Genomic DNA, 20,696 nt, shown 5'->3' with positions numbered 1-20,696 from the left:
GCCGCGTGGGTCCGGTCGGCTCTCGCCCCCCGTGGGCCCGGTCTCGCGGGAGGCCCAGGGAGGGCGAAGCGTCGGCGCATGCCTGCCGGTCGAGCGGAGTGGTCACCGGGGGTTCGTACGGTGACCGGCTGTTCAGAGACCCGCCGCGTGGTCGGGGACGTACGTCCGCAGGTCGCGCGGCGGGCGTTCGTAGCCGGTCGACGGCGGACGCTCCGGCAGTTCGAGCACGGGGGGCGGCACCTCGTGGTACGGCACGGACGCCAGCAGATGGGCGATCATGTTCAGCCGGGCCCGGCGTTTGTCGTTGCTCTCCACGACGTACCACGGCGCCTCGGTGATGTCGGTGTGCACCATCATCTCGTCCTTGGCGCGCGAGTAGGCCTCCCAGCGGGTGAGCGACTCCAGGTCCATCGGCGACAGCTTCCAGCGCCGCAGCGGGTCCTCCAGGCGCCGCCTGAAGCGCTCCTCCTGCTCGGTGTCGCTCACCGAGAACCAGTACTTGCGGAGCAGGATCCCGTCCTCGATCAGCATCCGCTCGAAAAGGGGGCATTGGCGCAGGAACAGCTGGTGCTCCTCCTTGGTGCAGAAGCCCATGACGTGCTCGACACCGGCCCGGTTGTACCAGGACCGGTCGAACAGCACGATCTCCCCGGCGGCCGGCAACTGCTCGACGTACCGCTGGAAGTACCACTGGGTGCGTTCACGCTCCGTCGGCTTGGGGAGCGCCGCGATCCGGGCGACACGGGGGTTGAGGTGCTCGGCGACCCGCTTGATCGTGCCGCCCTTGCCCGCCGCGTCCCGCCCCTCGAAGACCACGACCAGCCGGGCGTCCTCGGCCCGCACCCACTCCTGGAGTTTCACCAACTCCGTCTGCAGCCTCAGCAGTTCCTTCTCGTACGCCGCGCGCGACACCTTCGTCGCCTTCTTGCCGGCCATGCCGTCCTCCACCGCCCTGCGACCCCCGTCGACGAGTTCCGGAGTCACCCATGACCCCGGTCGAACACCAGAACGTCACCGTACTTTCCGGCGAGGAGCCGCGCACCCGGTACGCCCACCGGCGAGCCGCCGACCACCGGTGATCACGGCCGGCGAACGGCCCTGCTGCGACCGGCTGCCGATCGACCAGGCCGCCCACGGCGTGCCCGCCCAGGAGGCCGGCCCGACACCGCCCGCCCGTGCGCGGTCCGGCCGGGCGGGACAAGCTGGAGGTACGGAGAAGCACCGGCACCCGTACCGGCGTCCGGACGTACCGGCCGCGGACGAACCAGCGGTCCACGGACCCGGGGGAGTCAGAGAGAGGCAGGGATCGTCATGAAGGGTTTGGTCTTCCACGGCCCCGGCCAGTCGGCGTGGCAGGAGGTGCCCGATCCGGGGATCAAGGACCCCACCGACGTGATCGTCCGCGTCGACACCGTCACCATCTGCGGCACCGACCTGCACATCCTCAAGGGCGACGTGCCCGAGGTACGCCCCGGCACGGTCCTGGGCCACGAGGCCGTCGGAGAGGTCGTCGAGATCGGCGGCGACGTGCGGACCGTGCGCCCGGGCGACCGGGTCCTCGTCTCCTGCATCACCGCCTGCGGCCGCTGCCGCTACTGCCGCGAGGGGGCGTACGGCCAGTGCCGTGGCGGCGGAGGCTGGATCCTCGGCCACCTGATCGACGGGACCCAGGCCGAATACGTCCGCGTCCCGTACGCCGACCTGTCCGTCCACCCGCTGCCGAGCACCCTGGAATCCAAGGACGCCGTCCTGCTGGCGGACATCTTCCCCACCTCCTACGAGGTGGGCGTGGTCAACGGGCACGTCAGCCCCGGCGACACCGTCGCCGTCGTCGGCGCCGGTCCCATCGGCCTCGCGGCGATCGTCACCGCCCGGCTCTTCTCGCCGGAGCGGATCGTGGCCGTGGACCTGGCCCCGGCCCGGCTGGAGGCCGCCAGGAGACTCGGGGCGGACGCCGTGGCCGACGCCCGGGAGGACCCCGCGCAACTCGTCGCGGACCTCACCGACGGACTCGGCGCGGACGTCGCGATCGAGGCCGTCGGCGTACCGGAGAGCTTCGAGCTCTGCACCCGCATGGTGCGCCCCGGCGGACACGTGGCCAACGTCGGTGTGCACGGCGGTCCGGCGACGCTGCACCTCGAAGACCTGTGGATCAGGAACGTGACCATCACCACGGGCCTGGTGGACACCCGTTCCACGCCCACCCTGCTGCGCATGGCGGCCGCCGGCCGGCTGCCCACCTCGTCCCTGGTCACCCACGTCTTCCCGCTGGACGCCATGGAGGAGGCCTACGACGTGTTCTCCCGCGCGGCCGACACGGGTGCGCTCAAGGTCGTCCTCGGTGGGCCCCGGCACGATGTCGTCGCCGTCCCGGCGGCCTGACACGGCCTTAGGCGGTGAGGAACGGACCGCCGGCGGTCTGAAGCGGCCGTGGTCATCTCTGTGAAGCGGCCACGGTCAACTCGGTTGGCCACGGCCGTAACGGAGGCACCCTCGCCGGGAGGCTCTACGAGGTGGGCGCCGGCTGCTCACCGGAGCCCCGGACGATGAGCCGGGTGGGGACGGTGAGTGTGCGTGCGCGGGAGCGGTCGCCGTCGAGGCGGGCCAGAGCGGTGGTCGCGGCGGTTCGGCCGATCTCCTCGGGGTTCTGCGCGACGACGGTCAGGGCGGGTTCCAGCGCCTCGGCGAGCGCCACGTCGTCGAAGGCGACGACCGCCACCTCCTTGCGCTTGCCGCGGGCGAGTTCGGCCACTATCCCGAGCGCCATGATGTTGTTCCCGGCGAACAGGGCGGTGGGCGGGTCGGGCAGTGCGAGGAGCTGGGCGGTCGCGGCCTCGGCACCCCGCTGGTCGTGTGCGTCGGCGACCAGCGCGGGATCGTGGGGGAGACCGGCCTCCCGCAGCGCCGCGCGGTATCCGGCCAGACGCTCGCGGCGGGTGTACAGCTTGGCGGGCAGGTCGCCGACGAACCCGAGGCGTCGGTGCCCGTGCGCGATCAGGTGGGCCACGCCGTCCTGGGCCCCCGCCCGGTTGGAGCTGACGATGCTGTCCGTGGTGAGTCCGACCCCGGGGCGGTCGAGGAAGACGACGGGCAGCCCCGCCGTGCGCTGCGCCCGCAGGTGGGAGTGGTCGGCGCCGACCGACGGCACGACGATCAGGACGCTGACGCGCCGGGCCAGGAACTTGGCCGTCAGGGCGCGTTCACGGTCGGGGTCGTCCGCGGACGACCCCATGAGCAGCGTCAGCCCGCGTTCGCGGACGCTGTCCTCGATACCCCGGGCGACCGCTCCGAAGAACGGGTTGCCGAGGTCGGGGACGACCAGTCCGACGGTGGTGTCCGGACCGCCGACACGCATGTTGCGTGCCATGAGGTTCGGCTGGAAACCCAACTCGGCCACTGCGGCGAGGACTTGTTCCCTGGTCTGCGCCGAGACGGGTCCGTCCTCGTTGAGGACCCGTGAGACCGTCTTGGCGCTGACGCCGACTTCTCGGGCGACGTCGGCCAGGGTGGGGCGGCGGTTCGCTGCCATGGAGGAAACCGTCTCCTGTGGGCTCTCGGTCCCGGCCGCGGCCTTCGGCCGGAACTGCGAGAGCGGTGTCGTGCTGTCAGGTGGCCTGTACTCCGGCGGCCTTCGCGGCCTCCGAATCCGCTACGACAGTAGCGCCGGCCGCGTCCACGGTGAGCGCGCCGGTCATGATGGCGACGACCTCCGCCATGGAGTAGTCGGACGGCTTGATCACCGCGGCGCGCCGGCCGAGGCGGTGGACGTGGATCCGGTCGGCGATCTCGAAGACGTGCGGCATGTTGTGGCTGATCAGGACGACCGGCATGCCCTTGTCGCGGACCCGGCGGATGAGGTCGAGGACCTGTCCGGACTCCTTGACGCCGAGGGCGGCGGTGGGTTCGTCCATGACCACGACACTGCGGGCCCAGGCGACGGCACGGGCCACCGCGACGGCCTGCCGCTGCCCGCCGGAGAGGGTCTCGACGGACTGGGTGAGCGAGCGCAGACCGATCTTCAGATCGGCCATGTGCTCGGCGGCCTCCTGACGCATGCGCTTCTTGTCCAGCATGCGGAAGGCGCTGCCGAGCACACCGGGGCGGCGCAGCTCACGGCCGAGGAACATGTTCGAGGCGATGTCCATGGACGCGGCCACGGCGAGGTCCTGGTACACCGTCTCGATGCCGTGGGCGCGTGCGCTCTGCGGACCGGAGAAGGTGATCGGCTCCCCGTTGAGGCGGATCTCGCCCGCGTCCGGGGTCACCGCGCCGGTGAGGGCCTTGATCATGCTGGTCTTGCCGGCGCCGTTGTCACCGATGACGGCCAGCACCTCGCCCGGCATGAGGTCGAAGTCGGCGCCGTCGATGGCGGTCACATGGCCGTACCGCTTGACCAGACCGCGGGCCTGCAGAACGGGGGTCGGGGTGGCGGTCATCGGGCCTTCTTCCGGGAGATCTGGTCGACGGTCACCGCGAGGATCACCAGCACACCGGTGATCAGGGTCTGGTAGATCGAGGCGACGCCCATCAGCTGCAGGCCGTTGCGGAACACACCGACGATCAGGACGCCGATGAAGGTGCCCAGGACGGAGCCGCGTCCGCCGAAGAGGCTGGTGCCGCCGAGGACCACGGCGGTGATGCTGTCCAGGTTGTCGGTCTGCCCGGCCTGCGGATCGCCCACGCCGGTACGGGAGATGAGCAGCAGGGCGGCGATGCCGTACAGCACCCCCGCCACGGTGTAGACGCCGATGGTCAGCCGGGAGGTACGGATACCGTTCAGCCGGGCCGCCTCCGGGCTGTTGCCCAGCGCGTAGACGTGCCGGCCCCAGCCCGTGCTGCTGAGCGCGTAGGCGAGCAGGAGGAACAGGGCGATGGTGACCAGCGAGCCGTAGGTCACGTCGGTGTAGCCGAGCGGGAAGGTCTCCCCGAGCGCCGTCAGCGGACCGGGCAGGTTGGTGACCGTCTGCTCCTCGGAGTAGATGTGGGTCAGCGCGAACGCCACGTTCAGCATGCCGAGGGTGACGATGAACGGCGGCAGCGGGATCTTCTGCACCAACACCCCGTTGAGCAGGCCGAATCCGCCGCAGACGACCAGGCCGAGGCTGATGGCGGCCAGCGGCGGCAGGCTGCCCTCGGCCGCCATCCTGGCGATCACGATGCTGCCGAACGCCATCACGGCACCGCACGACAGGTCGATGCCGGCTGTGAGGATGATCAGCGTCTGGCCGATGGCGAGCGTGCCGACGACCATGACCTGCTGGATGATCAGGGAGAAGTTGCCGCCGGTGAGGAACTGGTCGGTCGAGAGGGAGAAGAAGGCACAGGCCAGGAGGAGAGCGGCCAGGGGCCCGGTGGTCGGAGCCGTGAGCAGTCTGCGGGCCGTCGTCGGAGCTTTCAGCTCCGCGTACGGCGATGAGGTGCTCGGAGGCGTGGACGTGGCTGTCATGCGAAGTCCTTGTCGGAAGACAGAGTTCCTTGTCGCCAGGGACAAGGGGGGCGGCCGCCCGCACCGGTCGGGGAGGGCAGGTGGCGGGCCGACCGCCCCGCTCAGGGAGGTGGCAGTCTCGTACGGTCTGCGGGGGCGGCTCAGCCCCAGCAGTTCTCCAGGCCGTAGGCGGTGTCCTTCGACGCGACGCCGTCCTGTGCCTTGTCGGAGATCAGCGTGACCCCGGTGTCGGTGTAACCGGACGCCTTCTTGCCGTCCTTGGCGTAGGTCACCACGGCCTTGACGCCCTCGGCGGCCATCTTCAGCGGGTACTGCTGCGAGGTGGCGGCGATCTTTCCGTCCTTCACGGCCTGGGTGCCGGTGCAGCCGCCGTCGACGGAGACGATCAGGACGTCCTTCTCCCGGCCCTTGGCCTTCAGCGCGGTGTACGCGCCGAGGGCGGCCGGCTCGTTGATGGTGTAGACGACGTTGATGTCCGGCTCCTTCTGGAGGCAGTTCTCCATCGCCGTCTGCCCCTTGGCCTGGTCACCGCCGGTGTCCTGGGCACAGGCGACGTCCTTGTCGGTGGCGCCGAAGCCCTTCAGGAAGCCGTCGTGGCGCTGGATGCCGACGGAGACCCCGGGCGCGAGGTCGAGGGCGGCGATCTTCGCCTCTTTGCCCTTCATCGCGGCCTTGGCGTACTCGCCGATCAGCTCGCCCGCCTTGACGTTGTCGGTGGCGAAGAGGGCGTCGACCGCGCTCTCCGGCTCGGTCGGGGTGTCCAGGGCGATGACCAGGACGCCCTTGGCCTTCGCCTTCTCGATCGCGGGGACGATCGCCTTGGAGTCGCTGGGGGTGATCAGGATGCCCTTCACCCCGGCGGCCACCATGTTCTCGATGGCGGTGACCTGACCGGCGTTGTCCCCGTCGAACTTGCCGGCCGCGGTCATCAGCTCGACGCCCTCGGCCTTCGCGGTCTTCTCCGCGCCCTCCTTCATCTTCACGAAGAAGGGGTTGGTGTCGGTCTTGGTGATCAGACCGACCTTGACGTCGCCCGAACCGGCACTGGACGAACCCGAGCCGGAGTCGGCGCCGGAACCCGGCCCGCAAGCGGTCATGGCGAGGGCCGCGACACCGGTGACGGCGGCGGCTCTGAGGACGGCGGAGGACAGGCGAGTGGTGCGAGACATGAACACTCCTGTGGGATTTCGAGCGGCACGGGGCCGGGAGTTCGGAGCATGCCGCCCCGATGTGTCATCGCTGACTTATGTCATCGTTGACACTGCATGGCGAGGATGATGGACTCCCTCTCGCCGCAACGTCAATGCCTTGCACCCGTCACAAATCGGCAACGTCCTCGACCGCCGTCCCCGCGCCCCGGTCGGTGGCCGTGTCACGAAGCGTCCGCGTCCCGGTCCTTCCGGAGAGAAGAGCAGCCCATGAGCCCGCGCCAGATCACCGTCCTGGGAGAGTGCGTAGCGGACGCCTTCGCCGAACCCCCGGCCGCCCCGAACGAACTCGCGCTGCGCGTCCTGCCCGGCGGCGGACCCGCGAACACGGCGGTGGCCCTGGCCCGCCTGGGCAGCCCGGCGCGCTTCCTCGCCCGCCTGTCCGGCGACCTGTTCGGGCGTCTCTTCCGGAGTCATCTGGAGGCGTCCGGCGTGGACCTGTCGTACGCCGTCGCCGCCGCCGAACCCAGCACGCTGGCCGTGGCGGAACTGGACGCACGGGGACAGGCCGCGTTCTCCTTCCACGCCCAGAACACGGCCGACTGGCAGTGGACGCCGGGAGAACTGCAGCGGGTGGACCTGTCGGAGTCGGCCTGCGTGCACACCGGCTCACTGGCGCTGGTCCGCGCACCGGGTGCGGCCGCGGTGGAGGAGTTCCTGGACCGGGCCTCACCCCGGGCCACCATCAGCATCGACCCCAACGTCCGGCCGCTGCTGGTCCACCCCGACGTCTACCGGGAACGGCTCGCCCGGTGGTGCCGCCTCGCCGACATCCTGCGGCTGAGCGAGGACGACCTGGAACTGCTGCTGCCGGGCGCCGCGCCGGAGCAGGCGTGCGACATCTGGCACGCCGCGGGGGTACGACTGGTCGTGATCACCCTCGGCGCCGAGGGTGCCCTCGCCTCCCTCGACGGCGAACGGGTGCGGGTACCCGGGGTGACGACCCGGGTCGTCGACACCGTGGGCGCCGGGGACTCCTTCACCGCCGGACTGCTGCACCACCTCGCCGCACGCGACCTCCTCGGCGGCCGACTGACCGGTCTCGACCTCGACGACGTGGCCGAGGCCTGCCGTTTCGCCACTCGGGTCGCCGCCCTGACCTGCTCGGTCGCCGGCCCCAACCCGCCCTGGCAGGAGCAGTTGGCAGAGCCGGCGACCGCCGCCGACGCGTGACGGCCCGCACGCCGCCCCGCTGCTGAACCAGCGACCCACGCGACCCACCCGGCCCACCCACGGACAAGGAAACGGAACCATGACGAAGACCCTGCTCGCCGAGTTCACCGCCCGAGAGGGAGCGGAGGACGAGGTCACCCGCCTGATCCGGGACTACGCCCTGAAGGTGCGCGCCGAAGAAGGCAACGTCACCTTCGACGTCTACACCAAGGCAGCCGCACCGCGCGCCTACTGGATCTTCGAGGTCTACCGGGACGAGGACGCCTTCCAGGCACACCTGAACGCCCCGTACGGCGCCCCGTTCAACGCCGCCCTCACCCCGCTGATCGAGGAGGACGCCTCCGTACTGACGTTCCTCGATCCAGTGACCGCGCAAAGCTGAGTGGTCAAGCCAGAGGTGTAGGTCGTTTCTGTGTGCGTTTGCGTCCAGGCCACGCCCACGGCCGTCCTGGCTCGCTGCAGCCAAACGCGGCCTTCTCGCGCAACAGGTCCGCCTCGGAGACGACGCCGACCCCGACCGGGTACCCGCGGCCCTGCTCCGGGGCCCTCGCCCCTCGGTCCACATGCGAGGCCGAGGGGATTGGGGTAGTTCTCGAAGGAGGGAACGCAGCAAACGTCCGGCAGGTCGACGGGGCCCGGGCCAGAGAGCCGGGGACTCCCTCGCTGCCGGCCACCGGCGTATCCCGCTTCGTAGGAGACGGAGGCCGCCGCCATGGAACAAGTCGTCACGGTGGGCCTGGACGGCTCACCCGAGAGCCTCGCCGCGGCCCGTTGGGCCGCCGAGGAGGCCGAGAAGCGCAAGCTCACCCTGCGGCTGCTGCACGCGTGGCCGCTGCTGGCACCGGAACCGCCGCGCGCCCCTTCCGAGGTCGACCAGAACTACTGGGCGAAACGGCTGGTGCACACCGCGCAGGCAGAACTGGGCACACGCCACCCGGGGCTGTCCGTCGTCGGCAGTCTCGTCGCCGACGACGCCCAGGAGGCTCTGCTCCGAGCCGCCTCGGAGTCCGAGATGCTGGTACTGGGGTCACGGCGGCTGGGGTCCGCCGAGAGCTATTTCCTGGGCGACGTCAGCATGGCCGTCGTGGCCCGGGCCCAACGGCCGGTGACCCTGGTCCGCGCGGAGCCGGCCACGGAGCAGCCCCGCACGCCGGCCGGCCGGGTCGTCGTGGCGTTGGATCTGCACGGTTCCGGTGACGACCTGCTCGACTTCGCGTTCCACAGCGCCGCTGCCAGGGACGTTCCCCTCCTCGCCGTCCACGGGCGCAGCGTGCCCTTCCACGCGCGCATGCCCTGGGGTGTGGACCACGGCGTCAGCGAGGAGCTGACACGGGAGGCGCGGGCGGCACTGGACAAGGCCCTGAGGCCCTGGCGCGAGAAGTACCCGCAGGTACAGGTGGATGACAGCGTCCGTCTCGCGAGCCCCGCCAAGGCCGTTGTGCACGCCGCCGAGGACGCCGCGCTGCTGGTCGTCGGACGCCGTACGCACTGGCACGGCGGGACGCACCATCTGGATCACGTGGCTCACGCGGCCATCCATCACGTACGGTGCCCGGTCGCGGTCGTCCCCCACGACTGAGCCGGGAGGCCTCACTGCCCGACGGATCACCACTCCGTGAACGATCTGTCGGCAGCCCGCCGCACGAGGTCGCGCCAACGGCTGCCCGATCTCCCCCGGCCCTCTGTACGCCGGCGGCGGAGCCGTACCGACGCTGCCGGCACAGCTGTGCACCGACGGCGCGGGCGTCGAATTCAGTACGGGCCGTACAGGGTGAGCCGCTATCTTCGTCGGCATGTCTGTCGACCTCGTGGGAACGGTGCACGCCCCCGTGCCCTTGGACGCGCTCGTCGCCACGGCTCGGGAGATGTCGGCGCTGATGCTCGGTCTGAGCACGGTTCCCGCCATCGACGTGATCGCCGACCGCAGATTCGATCAGGGACGTGTCGTCGACGAGGGTCGGCGTCTCGTGCACCGGGAGTTGGGCACCGTTCTCGTCGGTGCGTGCGGCAGCGGCTCCCTGCCGGGCACCGCCCGGCGCGGGGGAGTGGCCCCCGGCGGCTCCCCGACCGGACACGACCTCGCCTTCCGCCTCGCCGACTCCGAAGACATGGTCGGACTGATCGAGTGGGACCCCTGCGAGCTTTCGGACCAGGACGCTCCGCAGGTCCACCGCGAACCCGTGGACGCGGTGTTCACTCCCACCCGGACCTGTGTCGGCGTCGTCACCGCGACGGCCCTCGCGCTGGCAGCGGGGAGCCTGGGCGGTGGCGAGTTCGTCGACGCCGAGATCCGCATGCTGGAATCGCCCGAGCCGGACCCCGCCCGGATGATCGAGTCCACGCGGCTGCCCGACCGAGGCGACGACCTGGCCGCACGCTGTGAGCGCTACATGCGTCAGTTCACCCGGCTGAACGGCTGGCCCCGGGAAGTACGGCTGCCACCGCACGCGGGTCAGCGAACGCGACCGGACTAGGGCTTGGCGGTCTCGCCCTTCTCCACCCCGCCCGGCGGGCCCGATCGCCGACCGCCGCCACCGACCGGCGATTGGGCCCGCCGCTCCCGTATCCACCTCGTGCTCATGGGGCATGGGTCACAAGTGGGCACAGGAATCACACGGAGGAGAGGCAGAGGATGGTCCTAGCGGAACCCGAACCCCAGAGCATCGGCGTCCCGGCCGAGTCCGCCGCGGGCGAGACCAGGGTGGCGGCGACGCCGGCCACCGTGGGCAGACTCGTCGCGCTCGGGTACGACGTGGTGGTCGAACCGGGGGCGGGGGCGTCGTCCCGCTTCTCCGACGCGGCCTACGAGGAGGCCGGCGCCCGGCTCGGTGACCCGTGGGCGGCGGAGATCGTCCTCAAGGTGAACGGCCCCTCCAGCGAGGAGATCGGCCGGCTGCGCGACGGGGCGACGCTGATCGCGCTGATCAGCCCGGCACTCAACCCGGAACTGGTCGACGAACTGGCCCGGCGACCCGTCACCGTCCTCGCCATGGACGCCGTGCCCCGCATCTCCCGGGCCCAGTCGCTGGACGTCCTCAGCTCGATGGCGAACATCGCCGGATACCGGGCCGTCGTCGAGGCCGCGCACGCCTTCGGACGCTTCTTCACCGGCCAGGTGACCGCCGCCGGCAAGGTGCCACCCGCCAAGGTCCTGGTGGCCGGCGCCGGCGTCGCCGGACTCGCTGCGATCGGCGCGGCCCGCAGCCTCGGCGCCGTGGTCCGCGCCACCGACCCCCGCCCCGAGGTCGCCGAGCAGGTCCGCTCCCTGGGCGGCGAGTTCCTCACCGTCGCCGCCGCGCAGGAAGCCGGCACCGACGGCTACGCCAAGGCCACCTCGGACGACTACAACCGGCTCGCCGAGCGGCTGTACGCCGAGCAGGCGGCCGACGTCGACATCATCATCACCACCGCGCTCGTCCCCGGCCGTCCCGCACCGAGGCTCATCTCCGCCGCCGACGTCGCGCGCATGAAACCCGGCAGCGTCATCGTCGACATGGCGGCCGCCCAGGGCGGCAACGTCGAGGGCACGGTCGCCGGCAAGGCCGTCGTCACCGACAACGACGTGACGATCATCGGCTACACCGACCTGCCCGGCCGACTCCCCGCCCAGGCCTCACAGCTCTACGGCACCAACCTCGTCAACCTGATGACGCTGCTCACCCCCGGCAAGGACGGCCGGCTCGTCCTGGACTTCGACGACGTGGTGCAGCGCTCGATGACCGTGGTGCGCGAGGGCGAGAAGACCTGGCCCCCGCCACCGGTCCAGGTGTCCGCCGCGACCGCACCGGCCGAGACCCCGGAATCCGTGGCCGTGCCCTCGGAGACACCGGCGAAGCCCGCCCGGCCCGCGTGGTCGGCGTACGCCCTCGTCGGCGCCGGAGCGCTCGCCCTGTTCCTGGTGACCGCCTTCTCACCGAGTGAACTCATCGGCCACTTCACGGTGTTCGTCCTGGCCATCGTCATCGGCTTCTACGTCATCGGCCAGGTGCACCACGCGCTGCACACCCCGTTGATGTCGGTCACCAACGCCATCTCCGGGATCGTCGTGGTCGGCGCGCTGCTGCAGATCGGGCAGGGGAACACGGCCGTCACCGTGCTGTCGTTCGCCGCGATCCTGCTGGCGAGCATCAACATCTTCGGCGGATTCGCCGTCACCCGCCGCATGCTCGGCATGTTCTCGAAGGGCTGATCAGGGATGACCACCGTCACGGCCGCAGAAGCCGCCTACGTCGTCGCCGCGTTGCTGTTCATCCTCAGCCTCGCGGGGCTCTCCCAGCACCGGACGTCCCGCTCGGGAGTCGTCTGGGGCATCGCGGGCATGGTCGTCGCCCTGGCCGCCACCGTCGGGCTCGCCTCCCGCAGCATCACGGCCACCGGTCTCGTGCTCATCGCCGTCGCCACTGCCCTAGGCGCGGGCATCGGCCTGTGGCGCGCCCGCGTCGTCGAGATGACCGGCATGCCCGAGCTGATCGCCATCATGCACAGCCTCGTCGGCCTCGCCGCCACGTTCGTCGGCTGGAACGGCTACCTCGACGTCGACGCCGAACTCACCGGCTCGCTGCTGGGCATCCACCACGCCGAGGTGTTCATCGGCGTGTTCATCGGCGCCGTCACCTTCACCGGCTCCGTCGTCGCGTACCTGAAGCTCTCGGCACGCATCGACTCCCGCCCTCTCACCCTGCCCGGCAAGCACATCCTCAACGTCGGCGCCCTCGTCGCCTTCGTCGGGCTCACCGTCGCCTTCGTGGTCCGCCCCGGCATGGGCCTGCTCATCGCCGTCACCGTGATCGCCCTCGCCCTCGGCGCGCACCTGGTCGCCTCCATCGGCGGCGGTGACATGCCGGTGGTCGTCTCCATGCTCAACAGCTACTCCGGCTGGGCCGCGGCGGCCTCCGGCTTCCTCCTCGCCAACAACCTGCTCATCGTCACCGGCGCGCTCGTCGGCTCCTCCGGCGCCTACCTGTCGTACATCATGTGCAAGGCGATGAACCGCTCCTTCATCTCGGTGATCGCGGGCGGCTTCGGCACCCCGGCGGCGGCCGACGACGGCGAACAGGGTGAACACCGGGAGATCAACGCCGAGGAGACCGCACGACTGCTGCGCGACGCCTCCTCGGTGATCATCGCGCCCGGCTACGGAATGGCGGTCGCGCAGGCCCAGTACCCGGTGGCCGAGCTGGCGCGCAAGCTGCGCGAGCGGGGTGTGGAGGTGCGCTTCGGCATCCACCCCGTCGCGGGCCGGCTGCCCGGACACATGAACGTGCTGCTCGCCGAGGCCAACGTGCCCTACGACATCGTCCTCGAGATGGACGAGATCAACGACGACTTCCCCGCCACCTCGGTCGTCCTCGTCATCGGCGCCAACGACACCGTCAACCCGGCCGCCATCGACAACCCCGCCAGCCCCATCGCGGGCATGCCCGTGCTGCACGTCTGGGAGGCCGGCCACGTGGTGGTCTTCAAGCGGTCCATGGCGGTCGGCTACGCGGGCGTGCAGAACCCGCTGTTCTTCCGCGAGAACACCCAGATGCTCTTCGGCGACGCCAAACAGCGTGTGGAGGACATCCTGCGCGGCCTCGACGCCCTCGACACTCAGGTCCCGGAGATGGCCGGCACGTCCCGCTGAACCGCGAGGTGGCGCCGTGTGTCCCGGACGGCACGTCGTCCCGGGACACACGGCGCCACCACCGCGCCGCTCAGTCAACCCTGCCCGTCGTCCTGCCCGTTGTCCTGCCGGTTGTCCTGCTCGTCGTCGTGCTCGGCAGGCAGATACGGCGGGCCCAGAGGCCGAGCAGCGCCATGCCGCCGGCCCACAGCGGCACCGGGTCGACGGCCGTCGGCGCCAGCGCGTAACCCAGCGCCGACACCGTGCAGACGGTCAGGGGAATGAACGCCGCGGCCCCCTCCATCCCTGATCGCAGCATCGGCCTGCCGGCGCCCAGGACGCTGGCCCCACCGGGCACCCACGGACCGACGGCGACGATCAGCAGTCCCACGGTGCCGCAGACATCCGCCACGTGCGAGGACATCGCCTCATGCCCCGCCGCGCCCACCCGTGACAGGCGCAGGGTGTCCCCGACCAGCATCAGGAACACCCCGACGATCGCCGCCCACAGGGTGGCCTGCCGGTCGCCCCGCACGAGCCGTCGCAGGGCGAGCAGAAATCCGAGGAACACCACTTCCGAAGTCCACAGGACGCCCAGCATCCCCGTCTCCGGCCGCCAGCCGTCACCGGCCCTGCCCAGCAGCACCCATCCCGCCATGAAGACGGCCCCGGCCATGACGGCCCCGTCGAGCACGCGTCGCAGCCACGCCCGCCACCCCGTACCGGCATCGGCCGCGACCACCAGACCGGCCATCCCCAGCCCGACCGTGACCGTCACGCCGGTGACCACCGCCAGACCGGCCAACCCGCCTGTGTCCGGTACCGGTTGCGGTTGGCTCGACAGGGCGACGAGGGCGGCCCGATAGACACCTCCGGCGGTCGCGGAACCCGCCACCAGGAGCAGACGGGTCCGCACCCGCCCGCGCGTGCCCCGGGCACGGAGCAGGAGGGAGAGGGTCAGCACCAAGCAGCCGACGGTCGGTCCGAGGGACAGCGTCATCCACCCTCCTCACAGCCGCCGGATCCCGACACAGACCGTACGGAACACACACCGGCACCGAGCGGTGAAGTCGGCTGATTCACTCGTGTTGCTTAAGGCGACCCCGGTGAAACCTGGCGCGGTCCGCCGTCGCTTCGTGCGGGTGAAGGCGCGCGACCATCCGGACGTCGACCGCGTGGCGTGCCGTCGGCCGTGGCGAGCGTGGTGTGCCCTGACGTCCTCAGGACGACCAACGCGTGAGAAGGAGACACACGGCATGTTCGGACAGACACAGGCGTTCAGTGGCTTCGCGGTCGACGACCTCGACGGGGCCCGCCGGTTCTACGGCGAGACGCTCGGGCTGCGGGTGGAGGAGTCCGGGCAGGGAGACATGCGGATGCTCACCCTCACACTCGGCAGCGGCGCGCGCGTCTTCGTGTACCCGAAGGAGACGCACACCCCCGCCACGTTCACGCTCCTCAACTTTCCCGTGGACGACATCGAGGCCGCCGTCGACGAACTGGAACGGCGCGGCGTGACGCTCGAGCGCTATCCCGAGTTCGACCACGACGACAAGGGCGTCGTCCGGGTCGGCGACGGCGGCCCCGCGGCGATCGCGTGGTTCACCGACCCGGCCGGGAACGTCCTCTCCGTGCTCCAGGAGAACTGACGACGGGCCCTTCGAGGCGAGGGGTGCTCCCCTTCCAGGCGGGCACGCGCGCTGTGGACGGAGCGCGCGTGCCCGCTGTGACCGCGCTACGGAGACTTCGGGAACCGAGGCGTCAGGCCAGGTCGAACCGGTCGAGATTCATCACCTTGCCCCACGCGGCCACGAAGTCGCGCACGAACTTGTGCCCCGCGTCCCGCGCAGCGTAGACCTCCGACACGGCTCGGAGCTGGGAGTGCGAACCGAAGACCAGGTCGACCGCGGTGGCGGTCCACTTGATTTTGTCCGTGGCACCGTCCCGGCCTTCGAACACGTTCTCGTCCGACGGGGACGCCTTCCACTCCGTGCCCATGTCCAGCAGGTTGACGAAGAAGTCGTTGGTCAATGCCTCCGGCCGGTTCGTGAAGACGCCGTGCCCAGATCCCCCGAAGCCGGTGTTCAGAGCCCTCATGCCGCCGATGAGCACCGTCATCTCGGGAGCCGTCAGCGTCAACGCGTGGGCGCGGTCCAGCAGCAGGGTCTCCGGCGACAGTTTCTCTCCCGCTCGGAGGTAGTTCCGGAACCCGTCGGCCCTGGGTTCGAGCACGGCGAACGACTCCACGTCGGTCTGTTCCTGCGAGGCGTCCGTGCGCCCCGGTGCGAACGGGACGGTGATGTCGTGACCGGCGTTCTTCGCGGCCTGCTCGACGGCCGCGCATCCGCCGAGGACGATCAGGTCCGCGAGCGAGATCCTGGTGCCGTCGGACCGTGAACGGGTGAAGTCCTCCTGGATCTGCTCCAGCCGCCGCAACGCCTCGGTCACCTCGGGCAGTCGGTTGACCTCCCAGTCGCGTTGCGGTGCGAGTCGGATCCGCGCCCCGTTGGCCCCGCCCCGCTTGTCGGTGCCGCGGAAACTCGCCGCGGATGCCCAGGCGGTGGTGACGAGCTGGGAGACGGACAGTCCCGAGGCGATGATCGTGCTCTTCAGAGCGGCGATGTCCCGGTCCGTGACGAGTCCGTGATCGACCTCGGGGACGGGGTCCTGCCACAGCTGCGGCTCGGGGACCCACGGTCCGAGGTAGCGCGTGACGGGCCCCATGTCACGGTGCAGCAGCTTGTACCACGCACTGGCGAAGGCGTCCGCGAGCCGGTCCGGGTTCTCGTGGAAGCTCTTCGAGATCGGGCCGTAGACCGGATCCATCCGCAGCGCGAGATCCGTCGTCAGCATCATGGGGGCGTGACTCCGCGACGGATCATGGGCGTCGGGCACCGTGCCCCTGGCCGAGGGATCCGTGGGCGTCCACTGCTTGGCACCGGCGGGGCTCGTCGTCAGCTCCCATTCGTAGCCGAACAGGTTGTCCAGGTACCCGTTGTCCCACCGGGTCGGCGCGGAGGTCCAGGCGCCTTCGAGCCCGCTGGTGAGCGCGTCGGAGCCCTTGCCGCTGCCGTACCTGTTGCGCCAGCCGAGACCCTGCTGCTCGACGGGCGCCGCCTCGGGTTCGGGGCCGATGTGCTCGGGATCGACCGCGCCGTGACACTTGCCGAACGTGTGGCCGCCGACGATGAGCGCGACCGTCTCCTCGTCGTTCATCGCCATGCGCCCGAACGTCTCGCGAATGTCCCGGGCCGCGGCCAGCGGGTCCGGATTGCCGTTCGGCCCTTCCGGATTGACGTAGATCAGTCCCATCTGAACGGCACCGAAGGGAGCGGCGAGTTCCCGGTCGCCGCTGTAACGCTCGTCGCCGAGCCAGATGTCCTCGGGCCCCCAGAAAATCTCCTCGGGCTCCCAGATGTCCTCTCGCCCGAATCCAAAACCGAACGTCTTGAACCCCATCGATTCCATGGCACAGTTACCGGCGAAAACCAGAAGGTCGGCCCAGGAGATTTTCTGTCCGTACTTCTGCTTCACCGGCCACAACAAACGGCGCGCCTTGTCGAGGCTCGCGTTGTCCGGCCAACTGTTGAGGGGAGCGAAGCGCTGGGCGCCGCTGCCGCCACCGCCCCGGCCGTCGGCGATCCGGTACGTGCCCGCGGCGTGCCAGCTCATCCGGATGAAGAGCGGACCGTAGTGGCCGTAGTCGGCGGGCCACCAGTCCTTCGACGCCGTCATCACGTCGAAGACGTCCCTCTTCAGCGCGTCGACGTCGAGAGTCGCGAACTCCGCCGCGTAGTCGAAGTCCTCGTCCAGGGGATTGGAGCGGGGCGAGTGCTGGTGGAGGACTTGCAGGTCCAGCTGATTCGGCCACCAGTCCCGGTTCGTCCTGGGCCGGGTCGGCGTGGGGGTGGGGGAGGCGATTGCCGGGTTTTCGCTTTCGCTGCCGGACACGTCGTCCTTCTTTCTGTCTCGGTGTTTCCGCGCACCATGCCGATGAATGTGAATGTCGGCGTCCGTATGGTCGCGCACCGCGGACGGCACCGCCACGAAACACGCAGGGCGCACTCGCCTGACAAACGTGCGAGGAAATCCACCTTTTCGCGCACACTCGCGGAGACATTCCGCCGTGATCCGAGTCAGTCCTCGACAGGAGTACCCGTCTTCTCTCCGTCCGTCTTCTCTCCGTCCGTCGTCGGCCCCCCCGCAACCGTCCTGCCCCTCATGCCTCCCGATGCTTGCTGCCGGTGATCCGGCCGCGAGCCTCACCGAAGCCGATCCGGGTTCCGTCGGCGCCCGGGGCCGTGGCGGTGAGGACGACCTCGTCACCGTCCTCCAGGAACGTGCGCTGCCGGCCGTCGACGGTGACGGGTTCCCTGCCGCCCCAGGTCAGTTCGATGAACGCACCGCGCTGCTCCTTTTCCGGGCCGGAGACGGTGCCGGACGCGAACAGGTCGCCGGTGCGCGAGGGGGCGCCGTTGACGGTCTGGTGCGCCAGCATCTGGGCGGGGGACCAGTACATCGCGGCGTACGGCGGCCGGGACACGACCTGACCGTTCCAGGCGACCGTGAGGTCGACGTCCAGGCCCCATGGCCTCGCCATCCGCAGATACGGCAGTACGGCCGGCTCCTGCGGCGGGACCGGGACCCGGGCGGCGTCGAGGGCGAGCAGCGGCACCACCCACGGCGAGATAGTCGAGGCGAACGACTTGCCCAGGTTGGGGCCGAGCGGGACGTACTCCCAGGCCTGGATGTCGCGAGCGGACCAGTCGTTGAAGAGCACCACCCCGAAGATGTGCCGCTCCGCGTCCTCGGCGGCGATGGAGTCGCCCATGGCGTTGCCGGTCCCGACGACGAAGCCGAGCTCGGCCTCGATGTCGAGTCGGGTCGAAGGACCGAAGACCGGCGCCGGGTCCTGGGGCCCCTTGCGCTGCCCGGAGGGCCGGACGATGTCGGTGCCCGAGACGACGACGGAGGCCGCGCGGCCGTGGTAACCGACCGGCAGGTGCTTCCAGTTCGGCAGCAACGGGTCCGGGTTGTCCGGCCGGAAGAGCCTGCCCAGGTTCGCGGCGTGGTGCTCGGAGGCGTAGAAGTCGACGTAGTCGGCGACCTCGAACGGCAGGTGCAGGGTGACGGCGCCCAGGTCGTGGATCGCCTCCGCCGGGATCTCGCCGCGGAGGCGCTCGCCGATCGCGGCCCGGACCTCGACCCAGCGGGCGTGGCCCTGCGCCATGAAGGCGTTCAGGCTCGGCCGGGCGAAGACGTCGTCGTCGAGCAGCACGGCGAGATCGATGACGTGGTCGCCGTAGCGGGTCGCCACGCGCGGTGCCCGGCCCGGCACCGAACAGACGCCGTACGGCAGGTTGGTCAGGCCGAACAGGGAGTCGGCCGGGACGGCCAACCGGGTCGTGCCGGTCACGCGGACACCTCGGTCAGGTCGGCGATCGCGGCGGCGGGCAGCAGTCCCAACCCGGCCGTCTCGAGCGCGGGTTCGGCGACGGAGCAGGTGCCGAACGAGCGGAACAGATCACGTACTCGGGGCGACAGGGCGCGCACCCGCGCGGCGACCCGGTCGCCGTCGCGGTCGGACAGCAGCTCGGCCACCGTCGCCGCTTCCGCGCCCTGGAGGGCGGCACCGGTGGCCACGAGCAGGTTGAGGAACCCGTGCTGCTCGAAGCCGGTCTCCGGATCGGTGTTGCGCAGCGCGTGGTGCAGCCCCGCGGTCGCCTTGAAGGCCACCCCGGCCCGCGTCGCGGCCAGGACGGCCGCCGCGAGTTCACGCTCGTCGGGGTAGAGGTCGGCGCGTACGCCTCCGGTCCGGAACTTGGCCAGGCAGGGCGTGCCGGCGAGTGCGCCGAGCAGCGCCTCGCGCCGGGCGTCGCGCGGCACCTCGACGTAGACGGTGAGGCCGGTGGCGTCGTCGATCGCCTCGGCCAGGGCGGGAACGACCCGGTCGGCGGCCACGCCGTCCGGGACGGACACCTCCAGCCCGACCAGCCGCACGGCCGGGACCCGGTGCGCGGCGGCGAGCGCGTCGCGGACACCCGGCAGGGACACGGTGACCGAGAGGTCGAACGACCGCGCGGCGAGATCCCCGGTCAGCTCGGTGAGCCGGTCGATGTCGCCGGCGGCCAGCACGAACGCCCCGACCAGCCCCGCATGGGCGCCGCGGGTGTGCGCCACGTGCGCGGGCACGGCCTCCTCGACGGGCAGGCTGCCGGGCGGGAAGACCGCCGCGTCGTCGAACAGACCGCCGAGCAGCGGGGGGATCTCCGGTGGCGGCGAGGCGCTCATCGGTTCTGCTCCCAGGAGTAGACGTACGTCCCGTCGTCGGTCGCGCGGGCGGCCTCACCGAGCTGGAGGGGGCGGAAGGTGTCGACCATGACGGCGAGTTCGTCGAAGAACTCCGCCCCGATCGACCGTTCCATGGCGCCCGGCTGGGGGCCGTGGGGGTGGCCGCCGGGGTGCAGGGAGATCGAGCCCTGTCCGATCCCGGAGCCCTTGCGCGCCTCGTAGTCCCCGCCGCAGTAGAACATCACCTCGTCGGAGTCGACGTTGGAGTGGTAGTACGGCACCGGGACGGACAGCGGGTGGTAGTCCACCTTGCGCGGTACGAAGTTGCAGATCACGAAGTTGTGGCCCTCGAAGACCTGGTGGGCCGGCGGCGGTTGGTGCACGCGTCCGGTGAGGGGCTCGAAGTCACGGATGTTGAACACGTACGGGTAGAGGCAGCCGTCCCAGCCGACGACGTCGAAGGGGTGGTTCGGCAGCGTGTGGACGGTGCCCACGACGCCGCCCGGGCCTCGGTGCTTGATATACACCTCGACGTTCTCCCCCTCGACGGGGGTCGGTCCGTCCGGAAGGCGGAGGTCGCGCTCGCAGTAGGGCGCGTGCTCCAGGAGCTGGCCGTGCCTGGAGAGGTAGCGCCGGGCCGGCCCCATGTGCGAGTTGGCCTCGATCGCGTAGATCCGTACGGGCCCGTCCGGGACGATCCGGTACGTGGTCGCTCGCGGGACGATCACGTAGTCCCCGTCGCCGACCCCCAGGTCACCGAAGACCGTCTCCACGCGTGCCCGCCCGTCCTCGACGTAGAGGCACTCGTCGCCGATCGCGTTGCGGTAGTAGGGACTGACCGTGTCGGCCACGACATACGCCAGCCGTACGTCCTCATTGCCGAGCAGCAGCCTGCGGCCGGTCACCGCGTCGACGCCGGACCCGCCGTCCACGAACAGTTTGTGCGTGGAGAGGTGGCGGGGCACCAGGGGGG

Annotated in this window: 18 protein-coding genes; 8 read left to right on the top strand and 10 right to left on the bottom strand. The window is 70.8% G+C overall.

The features are described from left to right. Positions 1–132: 132 nt before the first annotated feature. Positions 133–936 carry a polyphosphate kinase 2 gene (ppk2, locus tag P1P70_RS10930; protein WP_319236573.1) on the bottom strand — a complete coding sequence of 268 codons (804 nt, stop codon included), beginning with the start codon at positions 934–936 and terminating at the stop codon, positions 133–135. Positions 937–1,311: 375 nt separating this feature from the next. On the opposite strand from ppk2, the gene P1P70_RS10925 reads away from it, so the two are divergent. Further along, complete coding sequence (locus P1P70_RS10925; protein WP_319236572.1) at positions 1,312–2,382, top strand: zinc-dependent alcohol dehydrogenase family protein; 1,071 nt, start codon at positions 1,312–1,314, stop codon at positions 2,380–2,382. Between the two features lie 124 nt (positions 2,383–2,506). Here P1P70_RS10925 and P1P70_RS10920 read toward each other — a convergent pair whose 3' ends face one another. The 4 genes from P1P70_RS10920 to P1P70_RS10905 form a co-directional block, all read right to left on the bottom strand. Beyond that, the gene (locus tag P1P70_RS10920; protein ID WP_319236571.1) at positions 2,507–3,529 is read right to left on the bottom strand and encodes a LacI family DNA-binding transcriptional regulator; all 1,023 of its coding nucleotides are present in this window, start codon (positions 3,527–3,529) and stop codon (positions 2,507–2,509) included. A 76-nt stretch (positions 3,530–3,605) separates the two neighbouring features. After that, the gene (locus P1P70_RS10915; RefSeq protein ID WP_239759769.1) at positions 3,606–4,436 is read right to left on the bottom strand and encodes an ATP-binding cassette domain-containing protein; all 831 of its coding nucleotides are present in this window, start codon (positions 4,434–4,436) and stop codon (positions 3,606–3,608) included. Next, positions 4,433–5,446: an ABC transporter permease gene (locus P1P70_RS10910; protein ID WP_319236567.1), complete on the bottom strand. Its 1,014-nt coding sequence runs from the start codon at positions 5,444–5,446 to the stop codon at positions 4,433–4,435. Before P1P70_RS10910 ends, P1P70_RS10915 begins: the two co-directional genes overlap by 4 nt. A gap of 140 nt (positions 5,447–5,586) precedes the next feature. After that, positions 5,587–6,615, bottom strand: coding sequence for a sugar ABC transporter substrate-binding protein (locus tag P1P70_RS10905; RefSeq protein ID WP_319236565.1), 1,029 nt, complete (start codon positions 6,613–6,615; stop codon positions 5,587–5,589). Positions 6,616–6,864: 249 nt separating this feature from the next. Between P1P70_RS10905 and P1P70_RS10900 the strand changes: the two genes are divergently transcribed. From P1P70_RS10900 to pntB, 6 genes are all read left to right on the top strand, one after another. After that, positions 6,865–7,827, top strand: a complete 963-nt coding sequence (locus tag P1P70_RS10900) for a carbohydrate kinase (protein ID WP_319236563.1) — start codon at positions 6,865–6,867, stop codon at positions 7,825–7,827. A gap of 79 nt (positions 7,828–7,906) precedes the next feature. After that, on the top strand, positions 7,907–8,209 hold the full coding sequence (locus P1P70_RS10895; RefSeq protein ID WP_319236561.1) for a putative quinol monooxygenase: 303 nt from the start codon (positions 7,907–7,909) through the stop codon (positions 8,207–8,209). Between the two features lie 330 nt (positions 8,210–8,539). Then, complete coding sequence (locus P1P70_RS10890; RefSeq protein ID WP_319236559.1) at positions 8,540–9,406, top strand: universal stress protein; 867 nt, start codon at positions 8,540–8,542, stop codon at positions 9,404–9,406. A gap of 214 nt (positions 9,407–9,620) precedes the next feature. Continuing rightward, the gene (locus tag P1P70_RS10885; protein WP_319236557.1) at positions 9,621–10,301 is read left to right on the top strand and encodes a hypothetical protein; all 681 of its coding nucleotides are present in this window, start codon (positions 9,621–9,623) and stop codon (positions 10,299–10,301) included. Between the two features lie 158 nt (positions 10,302–10,459). Then, positions 10,460–12,016: a Re/Si-specific NAD(P)(+) transhydrogenase subunit alpha gene (locus P1P70_RS10880; RefSeq protein WP_319236555.1), complete on the top strand. Its 1,557-nt coding sequence runs from the start codon at positions 10,460–10,462 to the stop codon at positions 12,014–12,016. 6 nt (positions 12,017–12,022) lie between these two features. Next, the gene (pntB, locus tag P1P70_RS10875; protein ID WP_319236554.1) at positions 12,023–13,453 is read left to right on the top strand and encodes a Re/Si-specific NAD(P)(+) transhydrogenase subunit beta; all 1,431 of its coding nucleotides are present in this window, start codon (positions 12,023–12,025) and stop codon (positions 13,451–13,453) included. A gap of 70 nt (positions 13,454–13,523) precedes the next feature. On the opposite strand, the gene P1P70_RS10870 is transcribed toward pntB, so the two are convergent. After that, a complete protein-coding gene (locus tag P1P70_RS10870; protein WP_319236552.1) occupies positions 13,524–14,432 on the bottom strand; it encodes a hypothetical protein in 909 nt (302 codons plus the stop codon). A 256-nt stretch (positions 14,433–14,688) separates the two neighbouring features. Between P1P70_RS10870 and P1P70_RS10865 the strand changes: the two genes are divergently transcribed. Further along, the gene (locus tag P1P70_RS10865; protein WP_319236550.1) at positions 14,689–15,081 is read left to right on the top strand and encodes a VOC family protein; all 393 of its coding nucleotides are present in this window, start codon (positions 14,689–14,691) and stop codon (positions 15,079–15,081) included. A gap of 112 nt (positions 15,082–15,193) precedes the next feature. On the opposite strand, the gene katG is transcribed toward P1P70_RS10865, so the two are convergent. The 4 genes from katG to P1P70_RS10845 form a co-directional block, all read right to left on the bottom strand. Next, positions 15,194–17,383: a catalase/peroxidase HPI gene (gene katG, locus P1P70_RS10860; protein WP_319236548.1), complete on the bottom strand. Its 2,190-nt coding sequence runs from the start codon at positions 17,381–17,383 to the stop codon at positions 15,194–15,196. Between the two features lie 268 nt (positions 17,384–17,651). Beyond that, positions 17,652–18,848, bottom strand: a complete 1,197-nt coding sequence (gene fahA, locus P1P70_RS10855) for a fumarylacetoacetase (protein WP_319236547.1) — start codon at positions 18,846–18,848, stop codon at positions 17,652–17,654. Next, positions 18,845–19,723 carry a hypothetical protein gene (locus tag P1P70_RS10850; RefSeq protein ID WP_319236545.1) on the bottom strand — a complete coding sequence of 293 codons (879 nt, stop codon included), beginning with the start codon at positions 19,721–19,723 and terminating at the stop codon, positions 18,845–18,847. Before P1P70_RS10850 ends, fahA begins: the two co-directional genes overlap by 4 nt. Then, on the bottom strand, positions 19,720–20,696 hold a 977-nt coding region (locus P1P70_RS10845), incomplete at its 5' end, for a homogentisate 1,2-dioxygenase (RefSeq protein ID WP_319236544.1). The genes P1P70_RS10850 and P1P70_RS10845, both read right to left, overlap by 4 nt.

It is taken from the genome of Streptomyces sp. MB09-02B (assembly GCF_033794485.1).
Lineage (GTDB): Bacteria > Actinomycetota > Actinomycetes > Streptomycetales > Streptomycetaceae > Streptomyces.
The sequence above is the reverse complement of the archived record's forward strand: the minus strand, read 5'-3'. Positions and strand labels throughout refer to the sequence as shown.

Coding starts and splice junctions, on each gene's coding strand:
- P1P70_RS10915 (WP_239759769.1), bottom strand. CDS start 4,436: ATGACCGCCACCCCGACCCCCGTTCTGCAGGCCCGCGGTCTGGTCAAG.
- P1P70_RS10890 (WP_319236559.1), top strand. CDS start 8,540: ATGGAACAAGTCGTCACGGTGGGCCTGGACGGCTCACCCGAGAGCCTC.
- P1P70_RS10870 (WP_319236552.1), bottom strand. CDS start 14,432: ATGACGCTGTCCCTCGGACCGACCGTCGGCTGCTTGGTGCTGACCCTC.
- P1P70_RS10865 (WP_319236550.1), top strand. CDS start 14,689: ATGTTCGGACAGACACAGGCGTTCAGTGGCTTCGCGGTCGACGACCTC.
- P1P70_RS10920 (WP_319236571.1), bottom strand. CDS start 3,529: ATGGCAGCGAACCGCCGCCCCACCCTGGCCGACGTCGCCCGAGAAGTC.
- P1P70_RS10895 (WP_319236561.1), top strand. CDS start 7,907: ATGACGAAGACCCTGCTCGCCGAGTTCACCGCCCGAGAGGGAGCGGAG.
- P1P70_RS10885 (WP_319236557.1), top strand. CDS start 9,621: ATGTCTGTCGACCTCGTGGGAACGGTGCACGCCCCCGTGCCCTTGGAC.
- P1P70_RS10925 (WP_319236572.1), top strand. CDS start 1,312: ATGAAGGGTTTGGTCTTCCACGGCCCCGGCCAGTCGGCGTGGCAGGAG.
- P1P70_RS10905 (WP_319236565.1), bottom strand. CDS start 6,615: ATGTCTCGCACCACTCGCCTGTCCTCCGCCGTCCTCAGAGCCGCCGCC.
- P1P70_RS10880 (WP_319236555.1), top strand. CDS start 10,460: ATGGTCCTAGCGGAACCCGAACCCCAGAGCATCGGCGTCCCGGCCGAG.
- pntB (WP_319236554.1), top strand. CDS start 12,023: ATGACCACCGTCACGGCCGCAGAAGCCGCCTACGTCGTCGCCGCGTTG.
- P1P70_RS10900 (WP_319236563.1), top strand. CDS start 6,865: ATGAGCCCGCGCCAGATCACCGTCCTGGGAGAGTGCGTAGCGGACGCC.
- ppk2 (WP_319236573.1), bottom strand. CDS start 936: ATGGCCGGCAAGAAGGCGACGAAGGTGTCGCGCGCGGCGTACGAGAAG.
- P1P70_RS10850 (WP_319236545.1), bottom strand. CDS start 19,723: ATGAGCGCCTCGCCGCCACCGGAGATCCCCCCGCTGCTCGGCGGTCTG.
- P1P70_RS10910 (WP_319236567.1), bottom strand. CDS start 5,446: ATGACAGCCACGTCCACGCCTCCGAGCACCTCATCGCCGTACGCGGAG.